The sequence below is a fragment of the Ureibacillus sinduriensis BLB-1 = JCM 15800 genome, from assembly GCF_000772955.1.
GTDB lineage: Bacteria > Bacillota > Bacilli > Bacillales_A > Planococcaceae > Ureibacillus > Ureibacillus sinduriensis.
In genome coordinates this window covers 1-12,009 of record NZ_JPVO01000026.1, presented here as the reverse complement: position 1 = coordinate 12,009, position 12,009 = coordinate 1, and the positions used below count along the sequence as shown (strand labels likewise).

Genomic DNA, 12,009 nt, shown 5'->3' with positions numbered 1-12,009 from the left:
CGAGCCTTCACCGAACAGGCCACTTTCATGGCATTCGGCGATCCGTCAGTATTAGTTTTTTCCTAAATCCCATTCCATCAAGGAGAATGATACGTTGCTTTTAGGTATTTGTCACTAAATACTTTCAATGAATTACAATAAGTTAATAACAATTATGCGCGTATGGTTCGCCAGTAATTGACTCATAAACTTGAGGTCCAATTTCCTTCAGTTGTACAGCTCGTTGTAAATTTGCCTTACTTGCCCAATTGAATTCAATAGCTAGCTCCCAGAATGACATTTGGGTTACCTCCTCCTTTCACCCTCCCCCTCTCAAAATGTTTTCTTCGATAAATCACCATTTATCGAAAAAAAACACCCGTATTTTATACGAGTGTTAGAGTAAATTAGGATAACCATTTCGGTGGTGTGTTTTTGCTCCAGTAAATATCGCCCAATGAGTGGTGTGCGACAAAATTGTCTTCTGATGTATGGTAATGGAAGTTATAATAGAAACCTTCTTGAGGACGTTTTTCAGTTCGAACATGGAAGCGAATTAAATCTTTTCCGCTTGTCCCATTCGAAATATTGAAAATCTTTTCGTTATATTCACCACTCGGCTTGTCTGAAATCGCTAAGTACCTGAATGAATCCGCATCCAAACGTGTTAATGTCAGTTCAATTACCTCTTCCAACTTCGGAAAAATGTTCGATTCAAATTCATCGCTGATAACAGGTGCGATTCTAGGACCAAATTTTATGTAGGCTTGCTCTTTTGCAGCGTGCAGGATAGGTTCTAGATCCGGCGTATCATTAGTTTCACTATGGGCAAAACTATCTTCAACTAGCGTTGTTGCTTGTTCAGTTGGATTGCTTTCAATATTGCTTCCCTGGGAACCATTGTTCGGTTGGCTGTTATCTAAACTATCCCAAATTTCATGGTTCGGTGTAATTAAACCGAATGTTAACAATGCAACGGTTATCACAAGGGTTTTCTGTAGCCACTTTTTCATCGAATCACCTTCATCATCGCACGATTTTGTAAAAACCTTCTATATATTTAGTACGTTTAAAACATTAAAAGGTTTCATCTTTTTCTATTTCATTGTACAATAATATTGTAAATATAGCGTGTTTTTTTTATCAAGGGAGGTTTGCAGTATGGAAATCGCAGCAGGATTCGGATTATTATTATTATTAGGTTATTTAACATCTATGTGCTTCACTGACTAATTCACATAGAACAAGCTACTGATACAGGAGCTTGTTTTGCCGCAAAAATTAGACAAGGGGTATCCGAAATTTCGGATACCCCTTTAGCTTTTCTATGAAAAATATAAATAAATAATGTCTCAACCCTATCATCAGGGGAATTTTATAATATAATGCAAACTGTTGCATTTACCAACCGCGGTAAAATTCCACTAAACGCTTTCTAACCTAAGCAACGCAAACCCTACCTACTTTTGCGTCCTTGCAAGCCTCTACTTGCGCCAGTGTGAATAAGTATATTCAAAAACTTTAGCGAAACGCCAAATTTATTTACATCAATCCTAAAAATAGCATACACCTACTGTATCACAATTTATGTGTAAAGTAAAATCAGTTGATACATTTTGATTGGTACAATACCTTATCCAGATCAATAAATATACTATTTTACTCTTTATTTTTCTCATTCAACCTTTATTGACAACAACATTTCGACATGATATCCTTTAATACATTAGTAATTTAGTGAATGAAAGTGCCATTCGCTATACATAGAAAACACATCAAGGAGATAGATTAATATGAAACAGAGATTTTCACTAGTTTTTATCCTGGCATTAATCCTAACAATTGTTGCTGCTTGTGGAGCAGATGAGAAATCTGAAAATACTTCCTCTGGTAAAGAAACAGTAATCATCGGGATTGACGATACTTTTGCACCAATGGGATTCCGAGATGATAACAATGAGATCGTGGGATTCGATATCGATTTAGCTACTGCAGCTGCGGAACATATGGGCGTGAATGTTGAATTCCAACCGATCGATTGGTCAACAAAAGAATCCGAATTAAGCAGTGGACGTATTGATTTAATATGGAATGGCTATACAGTTACTGAAGAGCGCAAAGAGAAAGTTTTATTTACAAAACCATACTTAGAAAATGCTCAGGTTGTTATGACATTAGCTGATTCGGAAATTGCTGCATTGAACGACCTTTCCGATAAAGAAGTCGGTATCCAAGCATTATCTTCTGCTCTGGACGCATTGAATGCGAACCCAATAAGCGAAAAAATAGCATTAAACGAATATAAAGACAATGTATTGGCTTTAACAGATTTACAAGCAAAACGTGTGGAAGCAGTTGTGATCGATAAAGTTGTTGGCGAGTATTTTATGACACAACAAGCAGATACTTTTAAAATACTGGATGAAACGTTAGCTCCTGAACAATATGCGGTCGGCGTGAAAAAAGGCAACGAGGAGCTGCTTAAAAAAATACAAGCTGCCCTTGATGAAATGAATGAAGATGGAACATCGGCTGAAATTTCAACAAAATGGTTTGGAGAAGACATTGTTTTAAAATAATTGTTACTACCCAATTAAATGATGAATACTTGATAAGAGTTTCCATATTCATGCGAAGCTCTTATCTTTTTGACCGATAATAGGATATCAAGATTTAGTGACAAAAACGAGGGCTTGGCTATTGCTCGGGACTTTTAAGGAGGATACACTATGGTTGAATATTGGAATAAGATAGTTTGGCCGATGCTTGAAGGAGCACAAATGACTGTACTCCTCTTCTTCATTGCCATCATTGTTTCGATTCCGCTTGGTTTTTTGCTCACTTTAGCGGTAAAAAGCAGCTTTAAACCACTATCGTGGCTAGCACATGGATATATTACAATTATGCGAGGCACACCACTTTTACTGCAGCTTTTACTAATTTGTTTTGGTCTGCCGATGGTGCCAATCATAGGTGAATATTTAGTATTTGATCGTTTTGTTGCGGCATGTATTGGTTTCATATTAAATTACGCTGCATATTTTGCAGAGATCTTTAGAGGCGGCTTACTTGCCATAGATAAGGGGCAGTATGAAGCTGCACAAGTTCTGGGTCTATCGAAATGGCAAACAACTACTCGCGTCATTTTACCCCAAATGTTCCGGGTGGCTTTACCGGCTGTTTCAAATGAATCGATTACGCTAATCAAAGATACAGCCCTGCTTTACGCAGTTGCGGTACCAGAACTTCTCCACTTCGCTCAAACAGCAGTGAACAGGGACTTCACCATTGTTCCCTACTTTATCGCTGGGATAATTTACTTAATTATGACATTAATCTTAACGTTACTCTTTAAACGATTAGAACGTCGATATAAGTTTGAATAGAGGTGAAAAGAATATGACATTAATCCAGGTTTCCAACTTAAAAAAATCATTCGGTACAAATGAGGTACTAAAGCAAATTTCATTTTCAATGGATAAAAATGAAGTGATCGCCATGATTGGCCCATCTGGCTCAGGGAAAAGTACATTACTGCGGAGCTTGATCAATCTGGAACAAATTGACGGCGGAAGTATTCAAATAGACAATGAATATCTTGTAAAAGATGGCATTTATGTAAAAGCGGACGACATCAAAAGAGTAACCGGCAAAATGGGAATGGTCTTTCAACACTTTAACCTATTCCCTCATCTGACTGTAAAGCAAAATTTGGAGATGGCTCCTAAGTTGCTTAATATTCAAGCAGCACAAGAGATTGAAAATCATGCAAAAGATTTGCTGGAAAAAGTGGGACTTACAGAAAAATCTGGGTCTTACCCATCCAGTTTATCGGGCGGCCAAAAACAACGCGTGGCTATTGCACGTGCCTTAATGTTGAATCCGGATATTTTATTATTTGATGAACCGACATCCGCACTTGATCCGGAGTTGACGGGCGAAGTACTGAAAGTGATGAAGGATTTGGCGGAAGAAAGCATGACGATGATCGTTGTCACCCACGAAATGGGCTTTGCCAGAGAAGTTGCGGATCGTGTTGTATTTATGGATGGGGGGGAAATTGTAGAAACTAACAATCCGCAAGAGTTTTTCTCAAACCCGCAGCATGACCGTACAAAATTATTTTTACAGAAAAATTTAAAATAAATATGCCGGATTAGTAGTGAAGAAAATCGTTTTCTTCACTACTTTTTGTTTGCTAGGAATAATTGGATGTGGGTAAGTTACTTGAATTGTTCTTAATGCAGAAATGGGCCATCTTTTAAAACATGGATTTAATTAGATATTGTTTAATATCGATTTCTCCAATACCCCATAATGAAATTTTGAGGTTAACCGTATCTCCCTTTGAAAACCATATTCCTCAAAGAGTGCAGAGCGGAAATGCGCTTTGACTACGAGGCGACATTTTGCCACCCGGAAAGCTTCCTCCACCCATTCCTTTGTTAAATGATGATGGCTGCCGGCAGCTCGCAATGTCTCAAAGTTGTTGGATTCCTCTATCAGTTCTTCAAACATCGGATCCATGTATACTATGTCGAATGAGTTATCTTGCTGTTTTTTTAAAAATTGGACCGCTTCGCCCTGGATGACCTGGATTTTACGCATACAGTGGGTTAACGGTAATTCGGAAGTATCATATACTTTCATTCCGTTTTTTACGATGAACGCAACATTTGCATCGTCCTCTAATCCGACAACTTTCCCAGTATCTCCTACTGCAAAAGCAGCAAGCATTGCATCAGCCCCCATACCTAATGTGCAATCCAGGAAGGTATCCCCTTTCCCAACATTACACGCTTCCAAAAATGGATCTTGCTCTCCCCTTGCGACTCGCTTTAGCCGGAAAGCTGCGGAATTAGGATGAAAAAAGAAAGGTGCATTTGCACCTTTCGGATAATACTCATAGCGGTTTTTGCCAGCAACAATGACATGCGCATTGTAATATTGGCTAATTTTCGCAATAGATCTTTTATTTCGTGGTTCGAAACGAATATTCAGCTCATCACAAGCCTTCTGTGCGAGTGCCATTGACAGATCATCCGGTCTACCGGCAGTCGTTACAAGAGTTACTGTGCACATGCCTGTTTTAGTACACCTGTTAAATGTTCAGTTATTTGTTCCACAGGATAACCTTCGATTTGTTCACGCGGAATAAAGTACTCCAATTGTCCGTCTCTTAATACGGCGATCGATGGAGAACTAGCTGGAACTTCCTCGAAGAATCCGCGCATTTCTGCTGTTGCTTCACGATCCTGGCCAGCAAAAACTGTTACCAAATGGTCCGGCTTTACTTCTTCAATCGCCTGGCGGACGGCCGGACGTGCCAAACCTGCCGCACAGCCACATACGGAGTTGATGACCACTAAAGAAACTCCTTTCGCGGAAGCCATAAATTCATTCACATCTTCAGCAGTTGTAAGTTCATTAAAACCTGCATCGACTAGTTCTTGGCGCATTGGCTGTACAATGCCTTTCATATATTCATCATAAGCGTTCATATTCTCTACCTCTTTCATGGATAATCACTATTTTTATTATACCAATTAAAACGATGGAAACTCAAAGATTGTGCCTGTTACTCGTGTTTTACACTTTCTCCTGTTGGTGATGCAATTTGTGGTTTTTTCCAAGCGAGTGCAATCCCTAGTGCGATGGCCAAGAAAACGGCTGCTAAATAGTATGGGTAATCCACATCCCTATCAAAAAGTACCCCACCCAATATCGGGCCAACCGCATTCGCTAGGGAAGTAAACATGGAGTTCATCCCACCAACAAACCCTTGATCATTTCCAGCTATTTTCGATAAATAGGAAGTCGCCGCTGGACGAATTAAATCAAATGCGACAAAGCACATCGTAATCACAAAAATGATCATCACATAACCGGACACTTGCGTCAAAACGAAAACGAAAATGACCGAAACTGCTAAACAGAGCCGAATTAACTTGATTTCGCCCCACCATTGCGTTATCCGGTCAAATAGTAAAATCTGTGATAACGCCCCGATGATGGCCGATACTGTAATCAATACTGCAATATCCCCCGGGGAAAAGCTGAATTTATGATCGGTATATAAACTAATGAACGACTCCACAACGGCTAAGCCGAATGAAGAAATAAAAATAATTAAAAAGGCAATCAAAAACATGGGAATAAATACTTTTTTCAGTGTGGACTTTTGTTTTTCTTGTACAATAACTTCAGGCTGCTCAGTACGTTCGGGTTCCTTCAGGAAAAGAATCGACAAGACGGTGGCTACCCCACCGAGAACTGCTGCTGAAAAGAATGGGACACGCGTACCGATTTCAGCGAGAAAACCCCCGACACCAGGTCCGATAATGAATCCTGTGCTAATTGCGGCAGACATATAGCCCAATGCTTTGGGACGAGTTTCCACTGTCGTGATATCCGCAATATATGCTGTAACTGCCGGCATAATAAACGCTCCGCTGACACCGCCTAAAATACGTGAAATAAATAAAACTTCAACCGACTTTCCTAAACCGAACAATAATTCGGATACAGCAAAGGTTGCTAACCCTAAAATGATCATGATCTTTCTTCCGTATTTATCGGCAAAACGACCGGCTATCGGCGAAACCACAAGTGAAGTTAGGGCAAAGGCCGCGGTCAAGTAACCGACAACGGTTCCGGAAATATGCAGCTCATTCATGATCGTTGGCAAAACGGGAATGATCAACCCTATCCCCAGAAATGCAATAAACAAATTTCCTAGCAAGATCGCCAAAACAATCTTTGTATTTTTACTCATCATCATACTCTCTTTCTTTATTCTTTAATATCTTTCCATGTCCCCAATCATGCATTTCCCTTACCTCATTAATAATCGACTGCCCCCATTCCTTGCAAATGAAAATTAAATGGAAGATTTCCTCCACATAAAAAATGTACAACTGCTTTCACTAAGCATTGTACATTTCGTTCGTGCTCAACTTTTACTTATACTAATGGAGTCATCGGGAAGTACTATTGCTTTCATCACTAGTATAATCTATTTTTAGTTTAAGAGGGTAAATTTTTAAATTTTGGAGCAATCTTCCAACGGAGGTTTGCAAAGTTAGTTAGTCCACAATTAAAATAAGAGAAATCTACATGTTATAATTGCTATATATACTAATGTTATCGAGTTCACGATATAAACTTCCACTTTTTTAAAAGCTGACTGCCAATCTCCATCAGTAGTCCTGATGATTTTAAAAATAGAATGATCTTTCATTTCAGCAAAAATGGCGCTTATATAGGCTTTCAAGCCAAAATACATAAAGACGATAAGTAAATAAGCAGCCCACCAAGGTACAACGAGAATAAGTGGAAAAACAATACATATTATACGCAAATAATCCCAAATATAACTCTTTTTCCGAAATATTGTCTTTAGGATTATTTCAGTAAGAACTGAGATGCTGTCGGTTGATCTTGTTTTCTTGAAGTACAGAGGTGATTTCGATTTGTGTTTTGGTAGTTTCATCGTTTTCAACTCAGGGTTATGTAGGAAAATCCGAGTTTGCCAACGATAAAAAGCTTCCACATCCAACCGTGTTTGTATATCGAAATAGCGATGAACTCTAATTGCACATTTCTCATAAAAAATAATACTGAAAGCTATCAATAGGATTGTGATCAATACCGACAACACATTTGCATAAAAGACGGCAATTGAACAAAGTGAAGTTAATGCCATTAATGAAATGAACTTAACCCATTTTGAAGCAACCAGTAAAACCAATTTACTCATCAAATAACAGCTGATCATCGATAGCGCAAACTGGATTGATTGAACCATGGTAAAGTGATGTACAAACCGCAATAACGGGTAAACCAACGAAAACAGAATTGCCATATAAAAGAAATTACATAAGAAGGAATAATAGAAACCCCACCTTTTTAATGCAGCATATTGTTTGGTTGATTGAAGTAAGAACAGTTTGTCTGCAGGCTCACTAAATGTCCGATTGATAAGAGCACTACTTAAATACATGATAATGAAAACAATGATGGCGGGATGGAAGGACTCCATTACTCCATATTCTAGCTGGAACACTGTTTCTCTTAGTAGATAATACACGAAAGCGATAAGCGGTACGAGTAAATAAAGACAGGTTGTCCAATCCATAACGCTTTTTAATAAAGTTAGGTGTGCTGACCATTGTCTGAGTAATCGTTGCTTAAAGAGGAGCATTTTCGACACCTTCAATCAAATCATCAAATATCTCGAGTAACGTCCGTGAACTTTGTCCTTGCAATTCTTCGAGTGTACCTAGCCGAATCATCTTCCCTTCATGTAAACAAACAAATGAATCACAAAGCTTCTCTGCTGTATCTAAAGCATGTGTGGATATCAAGAAGGATGCATGCTGTTGTTTATAATCACCGATCAACGTTAAAAGTCTTCGGATTGCTTGGGGATCGAGTCCCATAAATGGTTCATCCAATATGTAAAAATCATACTTGGGCGCAAAGGCCAAGATGAGCATAACTTTTTGCTGCATCCCTTTTGAAAAGTTGATCGGATATTCCTGCAATTTGCTTTCCAATCTAAATACCTTGCATAATTCCATTGCCCGTTTTTCCAATTGAGCTTTATCTTGACCATTCGACTGAATTAACAAGTGTATATGTTCCCACAATGTCATATAATCGTACAAAATCGGCCGCTCGGGTACATATCCATACGATGTCAATTCACATTTATGTCGACTATGAGGAATCGTTTCCATGATCGTTTGGATGGTTGTACTTTTTCCTGCACCGTTCCCTCCGATCAAACCGACAATATGGCCTTTCGGAATGGTAAATTCAATATTTTGAATAATGTTTTTGTCTTGTTGATAGCCTGCACTTTGAATTTGAATGGAAATCAATTTAACTGGCACCTTTCAATTATGTAAAATTTTGTATAAGTACTTTTACGGGCTGCAGCGAAAAAAGTTTCACGCAAAACAAAAAGCGTTGATTCCATCTTGGAAATCAACACTCTTTGCAGGCCATTTAAGAACATTTGATTTAGTTAGCAACCTTCACAGTTGTCATCGCCTTCGTTTCGGTTATTACGCTTGCGGTTAAAGTTCGCCTCTTCCGCGAATTCCTCACTATTTTGGTTGCGGTTGAAATCTAATTCCTCGGCAAATTCTGCACGATTGTTGTTTTGATCTTGGCGATTATTGTTATATTTTCTTTTTTCCATAGTTCATTCACCTCCGTCATTTATTTTGGGTAGATGTAGAATATTTATGCATCACTTTTACTGAAGAATTTTTAAGGTGAATGATCGAGTTTAACAGGTAATGGCCAAGTTTACTCGCTTTTTTTCTCTTCTTTGCCATTAGAAACCTTCTTATTAATTCCACGATATATTTGGGTAACCATTGTCCCTTGCACGACATGTTCCAAAAAAAATGTTCCGACGAGTTTCAAATATTCTTCGTCGTCAAACATCTTGCGGTCTTGAAATTCCATTTCCGCCAACCCTTCATATGTTGCCAAAATAGCATAAGTGTAGTCGGAGCCAGTAATCGGAATAAGCACTTCTACTTCATGATCATATTGTTCGTTTCGATACTTTTTTAATTCCTGTAGATTTTCGATTGCCTCTTTAAACTTCTCTTGTTTAATTTCAAACGTTTGATATACATGTACAGACATTGGTTCTACTCCTCAAAAAAGAATTTAGGCTAAAAATTATAGTTGTCCTACTTCCGTTCAAATACGAATAAGATGAAACAAACCATTTTTGTTACTAAAGGAGTTTTGAAATGAGTGCTTTTTTTGGATACGTTTTTTTAGGTATTTCCCTGGCAGCTCCGATAGGTCCGGTTAACGCTGCACAAATTACGAAAGGTATTTATGGCGGTTTTGGACATGCTTGGCTGGTCGGCCTTGGAGCAATGCTGGCCGACGCTGTTTATATGGCCATTGTTTACTTAGGGGTTTTTCATTTTCTTGAAACTCCGTTTATGCAAACACTACTTTGGTCATTCGGTTGCTTTGTGCTAATTTATACAGGTATTGATAGCATTATCAGTGCCGGTAAAGAAATAAAAATGAACAAGCTTAAAGGAGACTCCTATAAAAAATCGTTTTTTTATGGTTTCCTTTTATCGATATCCAATCCCCTATCAATGATGTTCTGGCTGGGCATCTTCGGATCCGTTCTGGCGAAAACCGTTTCAACTTACGATTTGGACCATGTCATTTTATATAGTCTGGCGATTTTTATAGGCTTGTTTATTTGGGATGTGACAATGGCCTTTATCTCAAGTAGCTTCAAAAAAATACTTACGGCAAAACTGCTTGGGGTTATTTCTGCAATTTCTGGCCTATCCTTGATTGGGTTTGGTGTGTATTTCGGTGTACAAGCCTTTAAATTGTTATTTTTGTAAATGCTATATGCCGCGAGGGTATTCGTTGCTATTCCTATTTTTCCGTTTTCGCAAAAATAGGATGACGATTATAACGGCTATAATGAATACAACGCTTACAAAAAACCCCATTCGATTTGTTTTATCTACGAAAGTACCACTTACGGCCAGGAGAATCAGCACCATGGCGATAAACCGTTTCACATGGTCAAATTTTGTTGCTTTAATAAGTCTCGGGAATGAAATAAGAATGAAGAACCAATTGTATATAAGCATCAATCCAGCGGCTGTCGTAATATATTCATACACACGATCCGGAACGATCCTGGAAATAATAATTGAAACTACCAATACGGCAATCGTTAACGCCAATGCAAATGGTGGTACTTTCAGCTTGCTTTTCTTAGAAAATACTTTGGGGGCATCCCCTTCCTCCGCCATCGTGACCAGCATACTCGTCACGGCGAAAAGTGAAGCTGCCATGGTAGAGAAGCCCGCAATAACTACTCCCGCATTAAATACATAGGGGAAAAAGGCAAGATTATATTCTGCAAGCGAAATGACAAACGGACTTTCCTCAGCATTAAATTGATCATATGCCACAAAACCTGAAGCCAAGATAATGGAAATTAAATAAATGCTTGTCAAAATGATGAGCATGACCGTAGTCGACTTGATGACTTCTTTTTTCTGCTGCAATCTTACCGATAAAATGCCCATAATCTCTATGCCGCCAAATGCATAGAAGCCAAATATGAGCGAGGACCATAAGCCTATTATGCCTTCTGCAAAAAACTCATCCGCGGTGTTGGGAACGTTAAAATCATCTGCACTTCCGCCAAAAAAACCGAACAACACTAAAATTGCGAGGATAATAAACATAAAAATAGCGGCCACTTTCATGACTGCGAACAAGTTTTCAGTTTTTTCAAAGCCTTTCGTGCCAATCAAAACGACAATAATTCCCAGCACAGCATAGATGGAAGCCAAAATCCAAATCGGAATATTCGGGAACCAAAAACGAGTAAGTATAGAAAGTGCGGTTAATTGACTCCCGGAGATGAGCATCTCGGAAAACCAATATACCCATCCGCTACTGAAACCGGCCCATCTTCCGTAAGCTTTTTTAGTGTACGAACGGAACGACCCTTTTTGCGGGTCCTGTATGAACATTTTGCCTAGTTGTTCCGAAACAATCATGGCCGTAATGCCTGCAAGTATGAATGGAATGATAATGGAAGGACCAGTTTTTGATATCCCGATACCTGAACCTAGAAAATAACCGGTTCCAATGGTGCAGCCTACACCTATGAGGGAGAGTTGCCACCATTTCAATTTTCCTTCACTATTTTTCCCATTTTTACCCCCAGCACGAGCTGGTATTTCCATCAAAAACTCCCTCCCTTTACATCCTATTTATTATGGGCGGAGCTAAAAAGTTTATGCACTCCAATGAATCCGCACACGTTAGATTCAATATTGCATACTCGGAACAGCGGTAGATGGAAGAAAGCTTGTGATCAAGAGGTTTTTTTAAAAATTGCTTGTTTTTGGAGAAATTTTATTGGCTTGTAAACTTTTTGAGTGCTTGTATTGGACAGGTTTTCTTTGTTCCTTAAAAATTTGTCTCTTTGAGCTCTTCTATCGG

At 38.7% G+C, this 12,009-nt stretch carries 14 protein-coding genes; 4 read left to right on the top strand and 10 right to left on the bottom strand.

The features are described 5' to 3' along the window. Nucleotides 1-142: 142 nt before the first annotated feature. Both CD33_RS20070 and CD33_RS00570 read right to left on the bottom strand, forming a co-directional pair. Nucleotides 143-280 (bottom strand): XkdX family protein, encoded by a 138-nt coding sequence (locus tag CD33_RS20070; RefSeq protein ID WP_140422991.1) that lies wholly within the window; start codon nucleotides 278-280, stop codon nucleotides 143-145. Between the two features lie 106 nt (nucleotides 281-386). Beyond that, entirely contained in the window at nucleotides 387-992 is a 606-nt protein-coding gene (locus CD33_RS00570; protein WP_036197135.1) for a YpjP family protein, read from the bottom strand. Nucleotides 993-1,772: 780 nt separating this feature from the next. Here CD33_RS00570 and CD33_RS00565 point away from each other — a divergent pair. The 3 genes from CD33_RS00565 to CD33_RS00555 all read left to right on the top strand — a co-directional run bounded on the left by CD33_RS00565 (nucleotide 1,773) and on the right by CD33_RS00555 (nucleotide 4,125). Beyond that, nucleotides 1,773-2,558: an amino acid ABC transporter substrate-binding protein gene (locus CD33_RS00565; protein ID WP_036197134.1), complete on the top strand. Its 786-nt coding sequence runs from the start codon at nucleotides 1,773-1,775 to the stop codon at nucleotides 2,556-2,558. A gap of 150 nt (nucleotides 2,559-2,708) precedes the next feature. After that, nucleotides 2,709-3,365, top strand: coding sequence for an amino acid ABC transporter permease (locus tag CD33_RS00560; RefSeq protein WP_036197132.1), 657 nt, complete (start codon nucleotides 2,709-2,711; stop codon nucleotides 3,363-3,365). A gap of 13 nt (nucleotides 3,366-3,378) precedes the next feature. After that, nucleotides 3,379-4,125: an amino acid ABC transporter ATP-binding protein gene (locus CD33_RS00555; protein ID WP_036197130.1), complete on the top strand. Its 747-nt coding sequence runs from the start codon at nucleotides 3,379-3,381 to the stop codon at nucleotides 4,123-4,125. Between the two features lie 132 nt (nucleotides 4,126-4,257). Here CD33_RS00555 and CD33_RS00550 read toward each other — a convergent pair whose 3' ends face one another. From CD33_RS00550 to CD33_RS00525, 7 genes are all read right to left on the bottom strand, one after another. Beyond that, the gene (locus tag CD33_RS00550) at nucleotides 4,258-5,061 is read right to left on the bottom strand and encodes a class I SAM-dependent methyltransferase (RefSeq protein ID WP_036197129.1); all 804 of its coding nucleotides are present in this window, start codon (nucleotides 5,059-5,061) and stop codon (nucleotides 4,258-4,260) included. Further along, nucleotides 5,049-5,480 (bottom strand): BrxA/BrxB family bacilliredoxin, encoded by a 432-nt coding sequence (locus tag CD33_RS00545; protein ID WP_036197128.1) that lies wholly within the window; start codon nucleotides 5,478-5,480, stop codon nucleotides 5,049-5,051. Before CD33_RS00545 ends, CD33_RS00550 begins: the two co-directional genes overlap by 13 nt. A 77-nt stretch (nucleotides 5,481-5,557) precedes the next feature. Next, a complete protein-coding gene (locus tag CD33_RS00540; RefSeq protein WP_036197127.1) occupies nucleotides 5,558-6,754 on the bottom strand; it encodes an MFS transporter in 1,197 nt (398 codons plus the stop codon). Nucleotides 6,755-7,075: 321 nt separating this feature from the next. Next, a complete protein-coding gene (locus CD33_RS00535) occupies nucleotides 7,076-8,182 on the bottom strand; it encodes an ABC transporter permease (RefSeq protein WP_036197125.1) in 1,107 nt (368 codons plus the stop codon). Further along, nucleotides 8,169-8,864, bottom strand: coding sequence for an ABC transporter ATP-binding protein (locus CD33_RS00530; RefSeq protein WP_052129858.1), 696 nt, complete (start codon nucleotides 8,862-8,864; stop codon nucleotides 8,169-8,171). Before CD33_RS00530 ends, CD33_RS00535 begins: the two co-directional genes overlap by 14 nt. A 146-nt stretch (nucleotides 8,865-9,010) precedes the next feature. Then, nucleotides 9,011-9,187, bottom strand: a complete 177-nt coding sequence (locus tag CD33_RS20065) for a hypothetical protein (protein ID WP_156967289.1) — start codon at nucleotides 9,185-9,187, stop codon at nucleotides 9,011-9,013. Nucleotides 9,188-9,297: 110 nt separating this feature from the next. Next, nucleotides 9,298-9,645 (bottom strand): hypothetical protein, encoded by a 348-nt coding sequence (locus tag CD33_RS00525; RefSeq protein ID WP_036197122.1) that lies wholly within the window; start codon nucleotides 9,643-9,645, stop codon nucleotides 9,298-9,300. 110 nt (nucleotides 9,646-9,755) lie between these two features. Between CD33_RS00525 and CD33_RS00520 the strand changes: the two genes are divergently transcribed. Then, entirely contained in the window at nucleotides 9,756-10,382 is a 627-nt protein-coding gene (locus CD33_RS00520) for a LysE family transporter (protein ID WP_036197119.1), read from the top strand. A 3-nt stretch (nucleotides 10,383-10,385) separates the two neighbouring features. Here CD33_RS00520 and CD33_RS00515 read toward each other — a convergent pair whose 3' ends face one another. Then, nucleotides 10,386-11,750, bottom strand: a complete 1,365-nt coding sequence (locus CD33_RS00515) for an amino acid permease (protein WP_036197116.1) — start codon at nucleotides 11,748-11,750, stop codon at nucleotides 10,386-10,388. Nucleotides 11,751-12,009 lie beyond the last annotated feature (259 nt).